This is a genomic window from Anabaena sp. UHCC 0451, from assembly GCF_034931405.1.
In the GTDB taxonomy this organism is placed as follows: domain Bacteria; phylum Cyanobacteriota; class Cyanobacteriia; order Cyanobacteriales; family Nostocaceae; genus RDYJ01.
Genome location: NZ_JAYGHA010000018.1, coordinates 72503 through 93673 on the forward strand (window position 1 = coordinate 72503; position 21171 = coordinate 93673).

20 protein-coding genes and 1 tRNA gene are annotated in these 21171 nt (G+C 37.7%); 2 read left to right on the forward strand and 19 right to left on the reverse strand.

Annotation, left to right across the window (positions count from 1 at the left end; translation table 11 throughout):
* Nucleotides 1-21: 21 nt before the first annotated feature.
* The 10 genes from VB694_RS14155 to dndC all read right to left on the reverse strand — a co-directional run bounded on the left by VB694_RS14155 (nt 22) and on the right by dndC (nt 8625).
* Nucleotides 22-780 (reverse strand): HEAT repeat domain-containing protein, encoded by a 759-nt coding sequence (locus VB694_RS14155; protein WP_323360959.1) that lies wholly within the window; start codon nt 778-780, stop codon nt 22-24.
* 150 nt (nt 781-930) lie between these two features.
* Nucleotides 931-1458 (reverse strand): GNAT family N-acetyltransferase, encoded by a 528-nt coding sequence (locus VB694_RS14160; protein ID WP_323360960.1) that lies wholly within the window; start codon nt 1456-1458, stop codon nt 931-933.
* 96 nt (nt 1459-1554) lie between these two features.
* Entirely contained in the window at nt 1555-1770 is a 216-nt protein-coding gene (locus tag VB694_RS14165) for a hypothetical protein (RefSeq protein ID WP_323360961.1), read from the reverse strand.
* A gap of 99 nt (nt 1771-1869) precedes the next feature.
* Nucleotides 1870-2271, reverse strand: a complete 402-nt coding sequence (locus VB694_RS14170; RefSeq protein ID WP_323360962.1) for an ABC transporter permease — start codon at nt 2269-2271, stop codon at nt 1870-1872.
* Nucleotides 2256-3545, reverse strand: a complete 1290-nt coding sequence (locus tag VB694_RS14175; protein ID WP_323360963.1) for an AmpG family muropeptide MFS transporter — start codon at nt 3543-3545, stop codon at nt 2256-2258. Before VB694_RS14175 ends, VB694_RS14170 begins: the two co-directional genes overlap by 16 nt.
* Nucleotides 3546-3613: 68 nt before the next feature.
* Complete coding sequence (dndE, locus tag VB694_RS14180; protein WP_323360964.1) at nt 3614-4009, reverse strand: DNA sulfur modification protein DndE; 396 nt, start codon at nt 4007-4009, stop codon at nt 3614-3616.
* A 77-nt stretch (nt 4010-4086) separates the two neighbouring features.
* Nucleotides 4087-4320, reverse strand: a complete 234-nt coding sequence (locus VB694_RS14185; protein WP_416233484.1) for a hypothetical protein — start codon at nt 4318-4320, stop codon at nt 4087-4089.
* A 2-nt stretch (nt 4321-4322) separates the two neighbouring features.
* Nucleotides 4323-4607 (reverse strand): hypothetical protein, encoded by a 285-nt coding sequence (locus tag VB694_RS14190; protein ID WP_323360965.1) that lies wholly within the window; start codon nt 4605-4607, stop codon nt 4323-4325.
* A 50-nt stretch (nt 4608-4657) separates the two neighbouring features.
* Nucleotides 4658-6646 (reverse strand): DNA sulfur modification protein DndD, encoded by a 1989-nt coding sequence (gene dndD / locus VB694_RS14195; RefSeq protein ID WP_323361009.1) that lies wholly within the window; start codon nt 6644-6646, stop codon nt 4658-4660.
* Nucleotides 6647-6978: 332 nt separating this feature from the next.
* Nucleotides 6979-8625: a DNA phosphorothioation system sulfurtransferase DndC gene (gene dndC / locus VB694_RS14200; RefSeq protein ID WP_323360966.1), complete on the reverse strand. Its 1647-nt coding sequence runs from the start codon at nt 8623-8625 to the stop codon at nt 6979-6981.
* Between the two features lie 191 nt (nt 8626-8816).
* On the opposite strand from dndC, the gene VB694_RS14205 reads away from it, so the two are divergent.
* A complete protein-coding gene (locus VB694_RS14205) occupies nt 8817-10415 on the forward strand; it encodes a DGQHR domain-containing protein (RefSeq protein ID WP_323360967.1) in 1599 nt (532 codons plus the stop codon).
* A gap of 228 nt (nt 10416-10643) precedes the next feature.
* On the opposite strand, the gene VB694_RS14210 is transcribed toward VB694_RS14205, so the two are convergent.
* The 9 genes from VB694_RS14210 to argF all read right to left on the reverse strand — a co-directional run bounded on the left by VB694_RS14210 (nt 10644) and on the right by argF (nt 20844).
* A complete protein-coding gene (locus VB694_RS14210) occupies nt 10644-11567 on the reverse strand; it encodes an HNH endonuclease (RefSeq protein WP_323360968.1) in 924 nt (307 codons plus the stop codon).
* Nucleotides 11568-11607: 40 nt separating this feature from the next.
* Complete coding sequence (locus tag VB694_RS14215) at nt 11608-12081, reverse strand: DNA phosphorothioation-associated protein 4 (RefSeq protein ID WP_323360969.1); 474 nt, start codon at nt 12079-12081, stop codon at nt 11608-11610.
* A gap of 113 nt (nt 12082-12194) precedes the next feature.
* Entirely contained in the window at nt 12195-14087 is a 1893-nt protein-coding gene (locus tag VB694_RS14220; RefSeq protein ID WP_323360970.1) for a DUF3370 family protein, read from the reverse strand.
* Between the two features lie 117 nt (nt 14088-14204).
* Entirely contained in the window at nt 14205-14843 is a 639-nt protein-coding gene (locus VB694_RS14225; RefSeq protein WP_323360971.1) for a Uma2 family endonuclease, read from the reverse strand.
* A gap of 128 nt (nt 14844-14971) precedes the next feature.
* Nucleotides 14972-17038: an AAA family ATPase gene (locus VB694_RS14230; protein ID WP_323360972.1), complete on the reverse strand. Its 2067-nt coding sequence runs from the start codon at nt 17036-17038 to the stop codon at nt 14972-14974.
* Nucleotides 17035-17247 (reverse strand): hypothetical protein, encoded by a 213-nt coding sequence (locus tag VB694_RS14235; RefSeq protein WP_323361014.1) that lies wholly within the window; start codon nt 17245-17247, stop codon nt 17035-17037. Before VB694_RS14235 ends, VB694_RS14230 begins: the two co-directional genes overlap by 4 nt.
* Before the next feature lie 282 nt (nt 17248-17529).
* The gene (locus VB694_RS14240) at nt 17530-19011 is read right to left on the reverse strand and encodes a DNA phosphorothioation system restriction enzyme (RefSeq protein WP_323360973.1); all 1482 of its coding nucleotides are present in this window, start codon (nt 19009-19011) and stop codon (nt 17530-17532) included.
* A gap of 127 nt (nt 19012-19138) precedes the next feature.
* Nucleotides 19139-19744, reverse strand: a complete 606-nt coding sequence (gene lexA / locus VB694_RS14245; protein WP_323360974.1) for a transcriptional repressor LexA — start codon at nt 19742-19744, stop codon at nt 19139-19141.
* Nucleotides 19745-19923: 179 nt separating this feature from the next.
* A complete protein-coding gene (gene argF / locus VB694_RS14250) occupies nt 19924-20844 on the reverse strand; it encodes an ornithine carbamoyltransferase (RefSeq protein ID WP_323360975.1) in 921 nt (306 codons plus the stop codon).
* Between the two features lie 237 nt (nt 20845-21081).
* On the opposite strand from argF, the gene VB694_RS14255 reads away from it, so the two are divergent.
* A tRNA-Thr gene (locus VB694_RS14255) sits at nt 21082-21153 on the forward strand.
* Nucleotides 21154-21171 lie beyond the last annotated feature (18 nt).

The following is a 21171-nucleotide window of genomic DNA, read 5'->3' on the forward strand; positions in this document are numbered from 1 at the left end:
ACTCCTGACTCCTAACTCCTGTTAAAACCAACCTTCTTGTTCTAGAGTTTCAATTAATTGTAAACCACGGGGATCACCGACTCCTAAAAGCGAGGCTTTGGCATCTTCTCTGACTCCCAAATCTTTATCTTCGGCAAAGGCTTGAATTAATGCGTCGATGGCTGTGGCATAAACTACATTAGAGGGTAATTCTTTACACAGTTGACCAATTGCCCAAGCGGAGTTACTACGAACTGCTGCGGTAGGGTCTTGAACTAGGGATTCAATTAATGGAGGTATTGCGCCAATAATAACTTCATAGGCGACTCCTGCCATTTGTGCTAGGGCGCTGGCAGACCAGAGACGGACGGCGGAAATGTCTGTTCTGAGGGCATTAGTGAGGGGGATTAAAGAACGGCGATCGCGACAGTTTCCTAAAGCCCAAACTACGCCTTTTCGCACATAGCCATTAAAATCACGGTTGAGTTGATTAATCAATGGCTCAACAGCATCTGCACTGGGGTTGCGACCAATGGCATAGGCGGCACTGACTCGCACTAGGGGACAATTATCAGTTAATAGGTGAATCAAATGGGGTATTGCCCGTTGATCTTGAATATCACAGAAGGCACGGGCAGCTAACATCCGTTGCTGGGACAGAGGATTTTCCAGGAGTTGCAGCATTAAGTCTGGATCAGGTTTGGCTACTTCTGATTCAGCGGTAATTGGTTCTATGTGGTCTAGGGGGCTTTCTAAATCCGCCTCAGTCTCAAGTAGTTTTATATCGTCTTCGTCGTACATAATATTTTTTTTATAAAGATGAATTATATGGCTGGAGTCAGGAGTCAGGAGTCAGGAGTCAGGAGTAAAAGCCGTTTTATACTTTGTTTGTGATGAAAATTTTGTACTGCATTTACCTGTAATCTGCTGTAACTCTAATAGAGTAATAGTTTATTGTTCTGGATGAAGTAATTTTATCATCCAGAGGGATTGTGTTTGATAACCCAGTTGTTGATAAAGATTTAATGCGGGTGTGTTAGACGCAAATACTTGTAATCCGAGTTGGCGATCGCCTCGTTGTTTTGCCCAATTTTCTATATATTGCATTAAAGCTGTACCGATTCCTCGACGGCGATGTGAAGGTACGACGTAAAGTAAAAAGATGTGAGCATGACGACAGCCTGTAACTTGATCGATGGCGTTACCTGCCCAGAGACAGGCTATGGGGTTTGGGGATTGGGTTTTTTCTTCCCTATTTCCTGTTCCCTGTTCCCCGTTCCCTGTTCCCTCAGTTTCATATACCCACCATAAAGGGGTATCAATGGAGAAGTATTGCTCAATTGTACGGGATAGGTGGGAAAAATCCTGATCAGGAAATAGTTCCTGGTAAGTTCGCTGGATGAACTTAACCAAGAGTGCTTTGTCTACGGTAGAGCCTCGGCGAATAGAATAGCCTGGCTGGGGAAAGTCAAAAGTCAAAAGTCAAAAGTCAAAATTAAGGACTGGGGCGGGGAAAAAGATTTTTCCCAATTAAGAATTAAGAATTACGAATTATGAATTACAGCAGATTGCAGATCACTGAGGTACAGAACAAAAATTGAAACCTATACACAAAGGCAGTTTCACTCCTGACTCCTGACTCCTGACTCCTGACTCCTGCTGTATCAAACCGATGGGTGCGGGTGCTGCCATGTCGGAAGGTAAGAAGATGCGGGCGCTGACTGCGACTAGGGCAATCAAAAATACTAAGACGACGAGTAGGGGGGCGATGTATTGACGAAAAATAGCCATATTCGGGATTGTAAATAACTAGGAAGTTGTGGGAAAAACCAGTTAATGTAAATTTTTCTTAATTTATTGTAGCGATTTTGCGGACCGGGAAAAACAAGGTTAACGATCATCCCGATCTAAATCATCAAGAACTCGTTCACAATACCAATTTTCTGGCATTCCGGGATAATTTTGCTTGGCTTGCTCAATTAACCGTTCAGCTGCGGCTACATCACCGGATAATCTGGCGATGAGTCGGTTTTTCAAGTAGTTTCCAGTTATTTCCTCGTCTACTTGGGTGGGTGGAGTGCGATTGACTGGCTGTAACTGCTCTCGTCGCAGTTGCCAAAATAAGACGTAGTAAAGGGTACCAAAAATTAAGACGAGACTGATTGTTCCCAGGAGGGTGAGGAGGTTAAACGCTAAAAATCCGAGAACTAATTGTGAGAGTACGTAGCCCAGTAATAACCCTGTGACAACGAGGACAAATGTACCGACAAGAATAACTACTTGGTTCCCCATAAATCCTCTTCTTCTTCAAGTCCTGGTCTGGTTGCTGTGACTGGTTTGGGATTCCACGGGGCAAATAATGGTAATAGGAGTAGTCCCGGTATAGCAGCAACGATGCTAATGACAAAAAATAAAGGCCAACCTGTGCTTTTTGCTAAAGAACCTGCTGGCGCAACTAGAATATCACGACTTACGGCCATAAAACTAGAAAGTAAAGCATATTGAGTGGCTGAATAACGTTGATTACACATATTCATTAAAAAGGCAACAAAAGCTGCTGTTCCTAAACCAGCACAAAAGTTTTCGATGTTAATTGTCAGGATGAGAACCTGATAATTTTTCCCTACTTGTGCAAGTAAAAGGTAAGCTAAGTTGCTGACGGCTTGCAATGCACCAAATACCCAAAGTGAACGATTCAGTCCAATTTTACTCAAAAATGCGCCTCCTGCCAGTGTACCAACAATTGTGGCTATCAGTCCCATTCCACCTTGAATTGCACCAATATCGGTTTGAGTGAAGCCAGTTTGTAGTAAAAACGGCGTGGACATATTATTGACAAAGGAATCGCCGAGTTTATAGAGGACGATAAACAGCAGAGTTAGTGAGGCGTAAACTATGCCTTGGCGTTGAAAAAATTCGCCAAAGGGCATGATCACGGCGGCGGTTAAGGATTCTGGGGGGGTGGTTTCTTTGGGTTCTGGTGCAAATAGGGTGGCGATTATGCCTATTGCCATACCAACTGCCATGAATAAGTATACTGATGACCAGGGTATTCTGTCGGCGAGGATTAGGGCTAAGGAGCCTGTGAGTAATAGGGCGATGCGATAACCTAAGACGAATACTGCTGCACCTGCGCCCATTTCTAGTTGTTCGAGAACGTCGGTACGGTAAGCATCTGCGGCGATGTCTTGGGTGGCGCTAAGGAAGGAGATGGCGACGGCGTTGATGGCTAATAGTTGTAGGGCTTGTTTGGGTTGTTGTAAGGCCATGCAGGCGATCGCTATTAATAATCCTATTTGCAGGACAATTAACCAACCCCTGCGTCTTCCCAAAAAAGGCAGCTTGAACCAGTCTAATAAGGGCGACCAGAGAAATTTTAAGGAGTAGGGCAGCCCGACCAGGCTAAATAAGCCGATAGCGGTTAAATCGACTTTTTCAACGGTCATCCAGGCTTGTAGGGTCTTGCTGGTCAAAAATAAGGGCAACCCGGAGGAAAAACCGAGTAATATCAGGGCTGCCATTTTACGGCTACCGAAGACTTGTATGAGCGAGCGCACTGGATTCATCGGTTCAAATTTCCTTCTCTGATGGGAGAGTTGCAGTTATCTTGCCATAGCAGGGGGAAACTGCAAAATCAAGATTTTACTTTCTTTGTGGCTAGTTCGATTAGATCTTCAATTCTCTTCATGTTGGGATCGCCGGCTAGATAACCAATACCCCGATGTAAGTGTAGGCGAAATTGGGTGATGAGGGTTTCTTTGTCTGTATCTAAGCCGTCGTTGTGACACCGTTGTTTTAAGGCTAAAAGCAAGATATCGGCCATTTCTCCACCAAAGACGCGCCAAGTTAGTTCTACGTTGCTATCTTGGGGTATGGGTACGGGGGTGGGTGCGGCGGGTTCTGCTAGGGAACGACAAAACGCCCAACGACATAGTATATTCCATTGTTCTATTTTTGTGTGGCGTTTGAGTTTGATCAGTTGTTCTTTGGCTGTTTGGGAGATTTTAATCCGTTCTATTGGTGATTCCATAATTTTTGATTAACTAACCGCAGAGGCGCAGAGTACACAGAGGAAAGAAGGAAGAGGTGGAAAAATTTGGCGTAGTTTTATGAAGAAATTGGATCTTCTGGAGGTGGATGGCGGTTAATAGTTTTATCGGCTGCACGAATATTAATGATTCTTTCTCTGTTTAAATCTAGTTTGTCTATGGTTGCTTTTCCTGTGGGTGTGATACCTATTATTTTTAGTCCATCTTTTGACCAAATAAAATGTTCACTCCATAAATTTGTTCGCTGGCGTACTTGTTGCTGAATTGAATTGTTAATTTTTCTACTGGACACTTTTATATTGTTTTAGTATTTTGATCTTGGGCAATATTGCGGACTATACGATTAAGGAAACTGAGATAATCATCTATTTCTTCGTAACTATCTAATTCTTGTTCTTCTTCTGTTGTGAGTTGAGAATCTTGTTGTTTTAAGAGTAATATTTCAATACGATTTTGTACGCTACTGGAAGCGCGAAAGATAGGTGTTCCTGTTCCTTCTTGTAGTTCAATTGTGATTGCACCTTCTAGGGGTAGAGTAGCAGGTAAGGTGTGCAGTGTTGGTAACAGTGGTATTGTCATAGTCAAGGTTATAAGGTGCTATTGATGATTTTATATTGACATGAAACTAATTACCAAAAATAACCGGGTTTGATGGTGGTTTCGCGTTTGCTGGAGTCATATTTAAGCAGATATTCGCGGGCGATCGCTTCGGTTTCTTGGAGGGTTTGATATTCTTTTTTAGCTATTTCGGTGTCTGTGGAAAGGAGAATTACTTGATGACTTGCTGAGGGAAAGTATCTTTCTACTAGGTTGTTTCTATGGGATGAGTCGAGTCTTCCCAGGGGGGTATCTATAGCAACTGGTAAGCGTTTTCCTGATACTTTTGCTAAACCCCAAAGGAAGGCGATCGCTAATAGTTGTTTTTCTCCGGCTGAAAGTCGATGTTTGGCTACTGGTTTACCGTTGAAATCGTATAATGATAAGCTGAATGTTTTAGCATCAATAGCAATACGATGGACTAAATCGGATTTATGTAATAAATAAAGAAAGCAATTTTTTACTTCTTCTTCTAATTTATTTAATTTCCGCAAAGTTAATCTTTCTCTAAAGATTTTTAATGTATTCTGTACTTGAGTAGCTGCATTAATCAAATGTTCATTACTTTGATATTTGAGATTGTCGCTCGTATAATTATTTAGCTCTTTTTTAGTTTGATTAATTACTGTTTCTAATTCTATTAAATTACGGCTGGTTATTTCTCTTTGAGTTTGTACTTTATTCAGTTCTGTTTGCGCTTTATGCAAATCATTTTTTAGTTTTGTATATTCTTCTGGTTCTGCGGCTGTTTGCATTTGTCTTTCTAGGGTGAGAATTTCCTCCTCATAATTATTCAACTCAATTAACTGCTTTTGGGCAGTATCTTGGTTAATTTGCAGACGATATATGAAGTTATCAAGTAGCGTTAAAGTTTCTTCATCAGCGTTTAACCAATTGATTTCTGTAAATGAATTAGCTGCATATAGTTTATTTATATCTTCAGCTAAGAAAGATTGAATATTATTCAGTTTATCTAATTCCATATTTAACTGATTTAACCAATTAATTAATCTTTGATCTCTAGCAATTAATATATCTTTAGCTAATTGAATTTGTTGAGTACGAAATTCTCTTTCACATTGGATTTGTACTTGAGATAATAAATTAGGAATTAAAGCCAAAGGTAAAACATCAGCCGCAATTTCACATAAAGATTGACGGATATTTTCTGTAATCTTGGTTTTATCTTGCGTTTGTGTTTCCAATTGACTACGTTCAGCAGCAATTTTACCACCTTCAGAAACAAACTTATTTAAAGCTTCTTCGTGCTTGGTTTCTAATTCTTCTAGCTTAATATTTAATGCTTCTAATTCTTTTTTCGTAGTTTCTTCATCTTGCAGTTTTTGACTAAGACGGTTTTCAATTTCTTCTAACTTAGCTAAATCTTGATTATCAGCAGTTTCCTTTTTTTTACGATTGACTAATATTTCTAAATCAACTGCTAATTTATCGGCTAATTCTAAACCTAAAAGTCCATTAATGGCATCAACTACAATAGGTGGTGGTGTTTCTTGTTCTGCTAATTCCTTGACTTGTTCACCGTCAAATAGAAATAAATTAGAAATACCTAATGGTAAAATATTTTCTATATATTCATCCCAGATATTCGCCAAAGATTGAACAGGCCAGGTTTCATCATCACCTAAAATACCTAAAGAGTCTTTACCATCTTTAGGATTTTTTTCCCAGGTTCTGACAACACGATATTTAACAGGTTTATCATCTTCAATATGTTCAAAAACTAACTCAATTCTGGTTTTATCAATGGGGTTAGCTTTGCTATTAACGCATTGATTTAAAAAATCACTATAACTGAGATTACCACGAGTTGAACATTGAGCGCGATGTCCATATAAAGCCAGACGAATAGCATCCATTAAGGTGGTTTTTCCACCTCCATTCATTCCACCTAAAAGAATGATAGGGCGGATATTATCATCATCTATTTTAGGGTTGAGGTTGATAACTTGTCTCCCGGCGTAGGGACCAAAATTTTGCAGTACGAGTTCGAGGAATATCATGATTATTTGGGGTTTATTACAGAATAAAGGGGCGAATGTAATAGAGCCTTCGGCACGCTTCGCGAACGCATCTACACAGGCAAAACCCACCTTCGTGGGTTTCATTTATTTGATTTTCCATTAGTCCACGCAGGTGGACTTTGTTTGTGTAGCCACGATTTCTAATCGTTGGGACTATTACAGAATAAAGGGGCGAATAGAATTCACGTCTACACAGGCAAAACCCACCTGCGTGGGTTTCATTTATTTGATTTTCCATTAGTCCACGCAGGTGGACTTTGTTTGTGTAGCCACGATTTCTAATCGTTGGGCATTCTTTGGCAAAATTATCATCACCCTTCCTTTTTCTTAAACTTCCTACCTGCAAAACTATCGGGTTTATTCTCTTCCTTTGCTGGCGTTTCACCTATATTTAATTGTTTGAATGTTTCCCGAATTGTCGCCACATCACCTTTACTAGCGGCTTCTCTTAAATCCCGTTTTAAATGGGCATTTTTAATAGCTTCCTCTTGAGAACGGGAACTTGTATCAAAGCATTTTTCTAAACTTTCATAAATTCCCACACGGCGCGTTTTTTTCCTAAATTGGCGTTCTGTATCTAACAGTTTGGACATTAGTTCTAATTGCATTCCATCACCATCACATATTTCTTCTAATACTTCCCATTCATCACTACCAAGTAGGCTATAATCTGAACCAGGACGGGGATCTTTAAATGCTTCTCCTGTGACTTCTTGATAGATACGGGGTAAACTATCATCAAATTCGTGTTTTTCTTCTAACCAGATGCGGCGAATTTCGCTGAGTTCTTCCATAGAAATTAAGGTAATGTCGCGCATATTTTCTGGGGCAGTTTGCCTCATTTGGGTTTGCGCGGTTAATAGTTTTCTTAACCAATACTCACGCCAATCTTTTGTGTATGGTCCGTGAATTGGTTCAATTGATTTTTCACCATCTACATTACGTTCAAATAATTGAACTTCTCCCCGTAAACGGCGAAAATCTCTTTTATTTCTGTCATCTCTAATATCTAGTTCATTACGCATATCTAATAGAGGCTGCATCCATTCTTTTTCTTCATCATTTTGAATCATTGCCTCCATTGATTTATCTTTACTAACAATTGTACAAACCCAGCAACCAAAACGGGAATCTCCACAACTAGGAGTAGAGGTATCAACCACTAAAGGACATTCATTATCTGCGGTTGCACCTCGGTACATATTAAATAAATCTTTGTTACTGTATCCCCAAGGATTTTCCCACTGATTTAAATAAATCCAAACTTCTTCAGTACGCCAATCTTCTATAGGACTGTAAATTAAAGCATTAGGCAAGCTGGAACTATAGTATAGTAATGAGTTAATTTGATTAGAATTGACATCATAATTAAGTCGATCTTTTGTACTACTTATGCGATGTTTTTCCATTGAGATAGCACGTTTAATACTTTCAGCTTTGCGTGTACCCAAAATAAGAATAACTTCTCCCTGGACTCTAAGTATATCACGTATAAAACGATTAGAAGGGTGAATTTTAAGACGATCTGTACACCATCGAAATTTTCCGCGTGGTGCTGGATAACCTTTACCAATTAAGCTTACCCAAAAAGTTTCTTTTATCTCTGGTTGTAGTAAATTAGGTTCAATTGGTATTCCTTGTTCTTTAGAAGCAACTTTCATCTGTTCTAGAGATTTACGTACCCAAGTTGCAACAATAGGATTTTCTACTAATGTATCTGTTGTAATGACATGAATAGTTTTAGTTCTTTTTTCTGGTGGTAATTGAGAAATTGCATTCCAAATAAGTTGTAAAGTTGCTGTACTGTCTTTTCCACCGGAATAACCGACAACCCAAGGGATAGCATCTAAACAATACAATTCTTGAATTTCTGTAGTGAGAACTTGAATATACTCTACTAATTCTGCTACAGTACGATTTTGCTGAGTTTTACTGTCTGGTTGTTGTGCTGTAGTCATGACTTTATACCTGTAAATATAGAGATGTAACCTGATTTTGCCCGTAGATGTAGATGCAAGCGAAGGAAACTAATTATACTAAGTTAGTTTACATTAATTTCCCAAAATAGTTTTCAAAAACTATAATCCTAGTATCCATTTTTTTGGAACAATAAGCTATCTACTCCGGGAATAAGTTTTTAAAAACTACTATGATTGATACCACATCTGAACCAAATCGTAATATTTCTCAACAATATCTAGAAAACGATAATCAGAACCAACAGACGTTATCTGTATTACTAGAGCAGTTTTTAGGTAAAAAAGACCAAATTCTTGTACAGCAAACCCAGATGGGTGGTATTGAAGCTTATGTAGGTTCTGTTACATTGGAATGGTTTGCAAACAGAGTTCAGTTTGCTTCAGCTTTACCTTTGTTGCAAAAAAAGTACAACCCGGAGACAGAGAATATTGAAATTGATGCGGATAGTATTGATGAAGTTCAACAACGTCCTCTCGATTGGTCACGTCAAGCACCGTTAGTACAATATTTAGCAGCGAGAAAAAATCATAAGTTCCCACCAGTATTAGTTGTAATTAATCAACCTTGGGTTGATAACCCTCAAGCGGATGAGTGGGATAGTCAGGGAATTGCTAAAAAAGCTACTACTGTTTTTACACCTTTAGATGAAAATGGCACAGTTGGTTTGTTGAATATTGCTGAAGAACATATCAGCATTTATGCGTTAGATGGTCAACATAGATTGATGGGAGTTAAGGGTTTATTAGAATTAATTAAAACTGGAAAATTGAGACGTTGTAAAAAGGATAAAACGCCTAATGATAGTTTTATTACTTTATCAGATTTACTAGAACATTATCAAGTAAATGAAGATTATTTACAAAAAATACCACAAGAAAAAATTGGTATTGAGTTTATTTGTGCGGTTAATGCTGGGGAAACTTACACAGAAGCAAAACGGCGGGTAAGGTCGATTTTTGTTCATGTAAATTTAATGGCTGCACCTTTAACTAAGGGTCAGTTAACACAATTAAATGAGGATGATGGTTTTGCTATTGTTGCGCGAAAAATTGCGGTAACACATCCACTTTTAGAAGATAAAGAGAATCGGAAAGAACGCATAAATTGGAATAGTGCAACAGTAGCAACTAATTCTACTGTGTTAACGACGCTGCAAGCTTTACAGGATATGTCTGAACGATATTTAGGGCAAAAATTTCCCCATTGGAAACCTTTGGAAAAAGGGCTAATTCCTATGCGTCCAGATGATGAAGAATTACAAGAGGGAATTGCAGATTTTAAGGAGTTATTTGATTATTTAGCGAGTCTTCCTAGTTATAAGATTTTAGAACACGAAGATACGCCAGTTTTGCGAAGATTTAGTTTTGAAAAAGGTGGTGGTGAAGGAAATATGTTATTTCGTCCAGTTGCTCAAGTTGCTTTAGCGCAAGCTTTGGGAATTTTAGTTTTTAAAAAAAGTTTTACTTTAGAAGCTATTTTTAAGAAGTTGCGAAAATTTGACCGTCAAGGTGGTTTTAGTGAGATGGAATTTCCCCATTCTTTATGGTATGGGGTTTTATATGACCCCAATAAAAAGCGGGTACAGGTAGCAGGAAAAGATTTAGCGGTGAAGTTATTAGTTTATATTGTGGGGGGAATGACTGAAAAGATGGAAGTTGCTGCTTTGCGTAAGGCTTTAGCTGATGCTAGAACTATGGAAGATAATACTATTGGTTTTGATGGGAAGTTGGTTGAACAGCAGGATGTAGGTTTACCAGCAGTTTTATAGTTAAAAACAGTTATTTGTTTGCTGACATACCCGCCCGGAAATTAATTTCCGGGCTAATAGCTAAAGTACGTTAAAACGTACTATATTTTGATATCTAATTAAACCAAAATACAATTAAAATTTATTTTTTCTATTTGAAAAATAAAGGTTAAATAGTCGGTTTTAACCGACTTTAGCTTTGAGACAGGGAATTTATTCCCTGGCTGATGTGTGAAGATACTTTAATAATTATGGTTGAAAAATGTTTTGACGATGCCATTCTAAAGCTTCAATATCTGGAAAATATTTCTCTATTATAGGAAGTATGATTTTTTCACCATGAAAATCTTTTATCGGTTTAGCGTGAGGAGATATTTCTTCTAATTCTTTACTAACTATAATTTTGTATTTATCATCAACAGCAAACCAACCTCTATCAAATGCCCAATGATGATTTTTACATAGGGCTATGCCGTTATCTATTCTACTGTCATAAAATTGGGCAAATGGTTTTATATGTGCGCCATCAACTATATTTTGAGTAATGGTTTTGTTAACTATTAAGCCACAAAAAGCACATTGACAACCATAGACAGAAACAACTGCTTTTCTAAAGAAAGCATTTCTAATTATTGTTTTTTTCAAAGTATACTTAGGTTTGCTTTCAGTATACTCAGCAAGTATTTTTTCATCTTCAAAATTCTGATTAATTTGTAAAATGCTATCTATTTGGTTATCTCTATCAGGAAAGAAAGCCGCTATCAGTGCATCTAGTAATTCTTGTCTAGAGAGTTCATTTTGCAACAATTCAAATAATGCACTATCTAAATAAGCATACTCAACTGCTTTTTTCAATGTATTAGTTGTTTTTGGTTGTAAGCCATTAAAATCTGGATTAAATTCTAAATGCCAAAAACCTTCACTTTGTAAATGGAAAAAAGGATAATGTAAACCTCCTGTATAAGAATGTGAACCTATTATCTGCCAATATTTTTCAAATGTTTCAATTAATTCATCTGATACTCTAATTTCATTATTTTCAATAATATCTCTACTAATTAAATCTATAACGGATAACACTAATATAGGTTTATGTAGAGCAGTACCACGTTTTTTACTGCTACTTACATTCAGTTTAGATAATTTCTGACAGTATAATGTTAAAGTGTCCATATTTTAGGAAATTGATTGAATGTAATTACATTGCAAATTTTTAATTTAGAAATTTTCTTAAATCAAACTCTCCAGTATCTTCATTTTTAGCCTCTTTATCGGAGATTAAAAATAATAAAATTGTGTCTGAATAATCAATTGAACCTCTAAGTTCACCTTGCAAAATTTCTAAACCACCATTAGCGTATTCTTCAAAAATTTCATGACGTTGGTTTTCGTATGCTTCCTCATTAGGGGATAAAATTTGAATATTTTGAGTTTCTGTAAATCCCAGCAATTTAATTAAAATATCATATCCCATTGATATAAAAGTTTCCAACCTAATTGGTGCTGGTTCACGTTTAGAAACCTCCTCAAAAGGAACACGCTTTTTATTCTTTATCCCCAAAGCAGCAGCAAAAACAATGACATCAGCGAAAGTCTGAAAAGGACCATATCCCCCATCAGAAGAAATTAAAGCCTTAACCAAATCAGCCTTATCTTTTGCAACCCTGATTCTACCAGATTCAGCCATAATATTAAAATCTAAACTCTTGCTATCTTACAGCAAATCGCATTAACTAAAACCAACCCTTTGCGTTCTTCTCTCTGCGACTCTGCGACTCTGCGTGAGAAAAAAATCTAAATTTACCCCTGAGTTTTCACCGTCAAAACCTGCGGAGGAGTAGAATCAGGAGGATACAAAAAATCTACCTGAACCTGTCTTTTTTCCCCTGGTGCTAACTTTAAATTTACCAAAGCATCTCCCGGTTGTCCACGACGCTGCACCAAATGAACATAGCGCGTTTGTTCACCTCCCCTATCATCGCGATAACGTACCCGCACCGTACCCCGGAAAAATACTTGTTCCACAGGTGGTTTTAAAAACAATAATCTATCTGTACCACCCTCATCCTTCACAGGTGTTTGCATAGACACCGTTACATTTCTAACTTGACTGCTAGAATTGAATAAAGGCAAAGTTAAATTATACTCAACACCGTAATTACTATGGGCAAAATACGCTGTATCCGCATAACGTTTTAACATTTTTGCACTCTGTATTTGTCCGGTGCTGAGAGTGATTAAATGTACAGTTCCCAAAGGATAAGAAAACGATCTTCCTGGTTGGGGCAAAGTTAAATTATTTACACTGGGATCATCTGTAATATTTGCTTCCCATCTTGTCCCTTCCGAAACCCCAGCAACGCGACTAAATACTGTGGGTTCTCTGGGAGGGTCTAAAGGTGTGGGGATAGGGTCACGCTTTCCTGCTAAACTGCCAGTATTGAGAAGCTTTTCCCATGCTGCGACAGTGGGGGGAGTTTGACTACTCATAGCTAAGTTTGCCATAAAAAGCGGGCGATCGCTATTCAACCGCATCATCACCGTGCGACCATTGGAAGCAGGTGCTTGGACAGAAATCGGTAAATTAGCTAAAATTTGTGTTTTTCCTGGTGCAATTACCAACCTTTCAGAAAATATCCCCTGTCTAATTCCGCGTAAAACATCACTCATAGTTCTACTTCCAGGACCAGCATAAACCGTTCCTTGGGAATTATCCACCATATTCGGTAAATTAATAAAAGGAGCTTCTCTAGTGAGATAACTAGCAGCGTTTAAAACTTGTAAAGTTGCAGGTTCATTACCAGGGTTATGAACAATTATACCTTGGTAAACTGTACGATTTTGAGATGAATTTTCTGCTCTGACGATATGATGAGAAAAGACATCAAAACGACCTTGAAAAAGATAATTTAAATGTGCATCCTTTACTTGTTTTCCATCTGGTGAAAAAGTAGAAAGTAAAATTCCATCAGTATTCACAAGTTCAGGACTATTACTATTAAAAGTAGGAATAGTATCTAGTTTTCCTGGTAAAGCGCGAACCTCTTGGGGTTGAACTTCCACACCAGCAATATATTGTGGAGGAACAGCATAAATATTTAAAGCTCGACACATTAAAGCTGCAACTTCTCCCCTAGTAGCTCGTTGCAGAGGTTTCAATTGTTTAACATTAGGATAATTAACAACAATACTATTAATAGTTCCCGCAGCTATAGAACTTTGAGCATAGTTAGGAATTTGTTGAGCATCATCAAAATAACGTTGTAATATTTGCGTGGGGTTAGCAACAGAATTATAATTTTTACCCCCAGCTATCACACCAATAATTTGCGCTCTAGGAATTTGTTGGTTAGGTTGAAAAATATTACCTGGATAACCAGAGAAAAATCCTTTTTGATAAGCGGTAGTAATAGCTTTATTTGCCCAAAAATTGCTAGGTACATCTTTAAATATTACCGCATTGCGTTTAATAGGAGCATCAGGAAAAGCATTCAACATTAAAACCGCAGCTTCTGCACGGGTAACAGTTGCATTGGGACGAAAACTACCATCAGGATAACCGGTTAATAATTTCCTTTCTCCTAATATTTTAATACAATCATTTCCCCAATGAGTTTGAGTGTCAGAAAACGCTAAAACTGGGGAAGGTAGGAGGGTTAAAAAGATGGTGAATGAGATTTTTTTGATTGACATTTTCACACCTGATAATAATTTTTATTTTTTTCTCTCAAAGATCCCCGACTTCTTTCATCAATTTTATCTATGAATCATAAATCTATCTCAGAAGTCGGGGATCTAGATTGATATAAATCATTTAAAAATTTCCAGCAACCAACGATTAACTTCACCATCATCTTGATTTTGACTACGTTGAATCGCTGCTTTTACAGTTTCTATTTGCAAACCTGGTAAAACCTTGGACTCCTCAATTCTTCTACTTCCTCCATCAATAATTTCAAAAGCAATTATATCATTATTATTCGCATCCATTACCCAATATTCCTTGACCCCCAATCTTTCATAAAGCAACCGCTTAAAACCCAAATCATCATTGACAGAAGAAGCTGCAATTTCTACAACTAAAGTAGGTGCTGCTAACTCATTAATATTCACGGGTGAATTATTCAAAGGTGGAAATTTCACCGCATCACCAATATAAAAAGCTAAATCGGGTTGACATTCACTTTCATTTGTTCTGCGGAAGCTGGTATTTACCCATCCTTTGATTTTAATGTTTTTCAATGTTGCAAATAAATTAATAACATTAGAAACAACATTGTTATTGCTACCATGAATTGAACCAACTGGAGACATTTCCACCCTCATGTAATTTTGATAATAGTAAAATCTTCCTTGCTGATAATCAGAACTATCAGCAACTTTCAGAAACTCATCCCAACTTATCTTTACCCAAGTATCTGTCATTAAATCTAAATCACAAACAACCATAACTCCTTACTCCTTTCTTTGCGTCTTTGCGTGAGTTCAAAAATTGAACGCAGATGAACACAGATAAACGCAGATAAATTTCTTCTCTTCCTCTGTGTCCTCTGCGTCTCTGCGGTTCGTTTCATCTTCTATCTTTCCACCTCCACAATTTCAGTATACTCAAAACCATTAGGACTTTGCCTAACTAAAGCGTATTTTTCCCCACCAACATCAATAAAATCCTGTTCACAGTCAGGTTTAGAAGAATAATAAGTCAGCACATATTCCTTACCAATTCTATTAATAATCTCCTCCTCAACTTCCACCCTCCATTGAGTTTTTGTCACCAAAACCACTAACTGATTTGCTAATTTAGGAATAGTTTGTGCAATGTGACGACGAGAATTAGCATCCAAACTGCCAAAAGGTGAATCCATGACAATAGGAAAAGTGCTACTATCAGGAACCATCATCATTTTCCGCTTTTCACTCCATTCTCGCACTTTATCAATAATACTAGCGATAAAAGACAAACTGAGAATTTGATTTTCTCCCGTAGAAGCTGCAACTGGTGCTTCTATTCCTGTGGTATTTTCGACTAAAGTTAGTTCATATTTTTCTGTAATCTTAGGAATATAGGGAGTTACAGAAATTTCTGAAAATATTTCTTGAACCCGCTTTTCTAACTGCAATCTAAATTGATTTTCTTGTCTATTTTTTACGTCAATTAATCTTTCAATTGCATCTTGAGCAGCATTCATCCGACGTTGTGCTAATACTTGTTTTTCTTCATTCTGCTTTTGTTTAGAAATTTGTTTCACCAAAACATCAATGTCTGCTTTGATGTGAGAAACCTCTTGTTGATTTGCACCTTGTTCTCGATTTAAATCATCAATTTTTGCTTCAATGTCATCTAACCGTTTTTGCAACCCACTAATATCTTCATTGGGATCTTTTCGTAAAATCTCCTGGATGTTATCTAATTCACGTTCAATTTGAGCAAGAGATTCTTTTAGCTGACTAATTCTTGCTTGTTCTCTATCGACATTTTCCCAAAATAAATTTGCTTGTTTATCAATATCATCAATTTGCGCTCCCATTCTAATTGCTGTTTCTTCCACTGAAGAAGAACCTGTTTTTTTCAGGAGAGATTTAACGTGAAAATGTCCATTTCCACCTTCTTTTAAATCTGCACCACAAATACAGCGTCCAGATTGAATTAAATCTGCGACAAATTCTTTAGAAATTCCCGATTTTAATTCTCCTCTTTGTTTTAAATCGGTGATTATTTCCCGAAAATTCTGGTTAGTTTCACCCAATAAAACTGTATAAGCTTGTTTAGAAATTATCTTCCTGAGTGCATCCTTAGTTTTTTTGAGTTCTTCCTGATGCGTGCGTTTTTGAGTTTCTAAATTTTGTCGTCTTTCTTGTAATTCTTTAACCGCAGTTAATTCTATCAATCGGTTACTAACATCTTTCTTAAATGTCTGTTGATTTTCCAACTCCTGTTTAATTTCAGCTTGTCTTTTGGTAATTCTTTCAATTTCTTGTTCTAGTTTATTTTGTTCTTTCAATAACTGTTTTGTTTCTGCATCACCAATAGCTGCTAAGTCATTATCTAAGGTTTTCTTGGCTTCTTTTAAATGTCTAATAGCTAAGTCAATGACTTTCACACCTAAAAATGTTTCTGTTGCTTCTGCAATTTCCGTTTTTTTATCAGAACGGACTATTTCTTCAATTCTTTCCCCATCAAAAAAGAAATATTGATGTAAACTTGCTGGTAAAATATTATTGATAATTTCTTCTGCTGGTTCTATGGGAAAACCCCATTTACCTTCCTCATTGGCATATTGAATTGTTAATTTTGTTTTCGTTGCTTCCAATGTGGTAGAATTTTTATAAACTCGACAAGTGCGTTTTGCACGGTAACGTATTCCTTCGTGTTCCCAACCAACTTCTACCCAACATTCTACGGCTTGATTTTCTTCTACTTCGGAAATTGCTCTTTTATTAACTAACTGTTCTGTCGCAGCAAAAGCAGCAGTAAATTTTTCATATAAAACCCAGGTAAAAGCATTTAATAAACTGGTTTTTCCCGCACCATTATTACCATGAATAATTGTCGTGTTACGAAAGTCTCCACTAGCAATGACAATTTCTGGTGTCTGACCATAAAAAGAGCGAAAATTGCAAAGTTTAATGGAAGTCAATTTCATTGTACTGCTTCCTTAACTATAGTTAAAATATCATCGTTAATTGCACCTTTGCTTTTCCGTGCTAATCTCGATTTTTCTAATTTACATACTCGTTCAATTATCTGCTTGACTTCCGGTGGTGCGCTGGTAATTGGTGCTTGTACGTCTTCAATGTTTAATTCTGTGGACATGACGGATTTTAAAATAGACTTTAACTCTATTTTAACCATCTCTCTTGCTGTAATTCCAAGTGTGAATTTACTGTTACTTTTAATTTTAAATGATGCAAACTAGCTAGAAAGGGTTGCGCTTTCTATTTATTGATGGTAGGATAAATATTGTCAAGCTTTATAATGGGGTGTTTGAATCCAAAAAATTTTACAAATGTTCCATTATATTATAATAGTAACGCACCCGCCGCGTCCAGTCAATCCGTTTCCCATTAGTTTTCGCCACGCCAAAACAAGAAATTTAAGAAATATATCTATATATAGATTAGACATCTCTGGTAATTAAATATCCAACAAGTCATAACGTTTTTGCAACGCTAACAACTGCATTCTGGCTTCTCCTGCATTATCAGCTAAATCTGCAAATTCTACAAACCTTCTTAACTCCTTTCTTAACAAATTGCGTTCCACTTCAATAGCTTCTCGATCTAAATCTGGAGGTAAAACAATCATATCAAAAATTGTCGCTCGCTCCTTACCGGGATGGGGACGTAACACTCTACCCCGACGCTGGATAAATTGACGGGGATTGCTGGAACTTGATAAAATCACCGCAGTTTGAATAGCGGGAATATCCACCCCTTCATCTAAACAACGAATAGCTACTAAACCTTGCAATTCACCGCTTTCAAATTGTTGTCTTAAAATCTCCCGTTCTGTTAAAGAAGTGTGTGCGGTGTAGGTGCTGACTTTATAACCCAATTCTGCACCCAAAATTTTTGCTACTGCTTTGAGTTGACGCAGAGATGAACGGTGTCCAGTTTCCTGCGAACCATCGCTACAATAAAATAGAGTATGGCTTGTATCTCGACGATTTTGCATTAACTCTTTTAAAGCCGTTAACTTATTTTCTGCTGCACCTATTAATCTAGCTCGTTTCATTAATAAAGATTTAATATCTTCATTGTCTTCAAAATCACCTTCTGCTTGTTCCCGATACTGAAGAGAGCGGCCAATTCTCTTGGTTAATTTTAAATAAGCAATACTTTCGATTTCCGTTAATTCCACGAGAACGGGATAATATAAATAATGTACTAAAGCCCCTTGATTAATAGCATCCTGCAAATTAAACTCCGGTTGCAGTACAGAACCAAAATAGTCAAATAAAGATTGCGTACCTTCATCATCAAAATATCTTTCTGGTGTCGCAGACAAAGCTAGACGCAAACCCACATTACGGGGTAAACTTTCTTCTAACCTGGGAGCGCCTAAATTATGTGCTTCATCACCGATAATTAAAGTTTTAGACGGAAAATATTTAAGTTGAGATTGTAACCCCTCACTAATTAAAGTCGAGTTAGTGGTGATCACCGTGACGAAACTTTGAGAACCGGAACGCAGATTATATAATTGCGTTGACAGTTGACTTTGCCAAGTCCGTAAATTCTCGAAAGCCAAAATCGGTTGTAAGTTAAATTTCTCACATTCTCTAGCCCATTGGCTGACGAGATGACGGTAAGGACACACCACCAACAAGACTTGTAAACCTATTTGTTGCTGTAATTCGCAAGCGATCGCCAATGCAGTAATAGTCTTGCCACTACCAGTAGCCATTTTTAGCGTCCCCCTGCCATGATTAGCAAACCAGCTAGTAATAGCTTGACGCTGATATCCCCGCAATTGCAGAGATAAAGGCATTTTTGGACATCCTGGTAATGACTGTTGAATATGATAACTACCCTTTTTTTCTCCCACAAAAGGTAACTTGAGAGAGAAAACAGGTTGTTTAGTTGGTTTTTTGATTGGCGATCGCGTTAAATACATTATGATGCTGGTGATTGGTAATTGGTAATTGGAAAAAAGGGAACAGGGAACAGGGAACAGGGAACAGGGAAGAATTTTGACTTTTGACTTTTGACTTTTGACTTAATTTGTCCCCAGTCCCCAGTCCCTAATTATAATTACGCCATACACCAACCAACGAACCTTGTACCTGCACTTGCATAGCGGGTACTTCGATGGGTTGATACTTAGGATTAGCTGGTTTGAGAGTCACCATATCTTCCTGAAGATAAAAACGTTTTAAAGTAGTCCCATGACCTTCCACCCTAGCAGCGACAATCGTACCATTTTTTAACTGATTGGGTTCGGCGACTGGACGCAAAAACACCACATCACCATCAGCAATCAAATCATCAATCATACTATCACCAGCAACCCGCAAAGCGTAACTTTGGGGAGGTAGGGATAAATTAGCCAAGTCTAAATGTTCAACCGCATCGGTAAAAGGTTCAATTAAACCACCAGCAGCAATAGTTCCTAAAATCGGTACACCTTGCTTAGTTTGTCGCAACACCCGAATCGTTCGTGCCTTACCTTCAATCCACTCAATATATCCCTTATTGCGTAAATGTTCCAGACGGCTTTGAATTGGTGCAGGTGACTTGAGATTCATCCCTTGCATCATTTGGCGAATAGAAGGCGAATGCTGATTGATTCGGATATATTCTATCAACCATTCGTATAATTCCTGTTGAACTTCTGTTAGTCTTTCCATGATTTTGTGGGGGAAGTAAATACAAATGTCCCTAGAGCATTTGTACTACAAAAATCCTTTCTTAACAAGATTCAGATGAATATTAATGGTAATTGGTAAGCGGTGATAGGTAATTCGTGATTTGGAAAAATAAAATTTACTACCAATTAGCAATTACCAATTACCCATGACCACAAAGGTTATTTTGCCCCTAAAATACTTGCTAGTAAGGCTTTTTGAGCGTGTAATCTGTTTTCTGCCTGGTCCCAAACTTTGGATTGAGAACCTTCGATTACTTCCTCGGTAATTTCTTCACCACGATGTGCTGGTAAACAGTGTAAAACAATTGCGTCTGAATCGGCAAGACCTAATAATTGTTGAGAAATTTGATAAGGTTGGAAAATGGGGAAGCGGTTATTAGTTTCGGCTTCTTGTCCCATACTTGCCCAAACATCAGTGTACAGAACTTGTGCGCCCTTAGCAGCTGCTTCTGGATCATGGGTGAGAATAACTTCAGTTTTACCACCAGCTATAATTCTAGCTTTTTCCACAATTTCCGCATCAGGTGCATATCCTGAAGGAAAAGCCACCCTAACATTCATTCCTGCTAAAGCACAACCCAACATCAGGGAATTAGCCACATTATTTCCATCACCGACGTAGGTAAGAGTTAAACCAGCCAAAGTGCCAAAACACTCTTGAATAGTTAATAAATCAGCCAATATCTGACAGGGATGTTCTAAATCTGTGAGGGCATTAATTACCGGAATTTTGGCATAATTAGCAAAAATTTCCAAGTCTCGCTGGGCAAAAGTGCGAATTGCTAATACATCCAAATAACGATCCAATACCCTAGCCGTATCCTGTATAGGTTCACCCCGACTGACTTGTGTAACATTAGGATTAAGGTCAATTACCTGTCCACCCAGTTGGTACATTGCTACGGTAAAACTAACTCGTGTGCGAGTAGAAGCCTTAGAGAACAACAAACCTAATACCTTGTCACAATGCAACTTTAGCTGTTTAGATTTCAGTAGAGTCGCCATTTCTAGAAGTTCTTGCAGTTCTGTGGAACTCAGATCCGCCAGACCTAATAAATCTCGTCCGATCAATGCTGCCATGCTGATGATTTGTAAATAATATGTAAATAATAATGTTTTTCTGTATCTTCACTTAGCCGCGTCAACAGGAATACAGTCTTAAAACTGTACCAAATATTGTTGCCTTGATCTAGGAGATTGTAGTTAGATTGTGGCTATGCTGGGGGGGAAAAATTTTTTTCTCCAAAACACTAGACAAATCTGTGGATTATGATATGATTAGTAATCGGTAGGTGCTTAAAGCACATTGCCAAAAACGCCAGCATAGCACAGTGGTAGTGCATCCGACTTGTAATCGGAAGGTCGCAGGTTCAAATCCAGCTGCTGGCCCTTTTATCTTCAATAAAC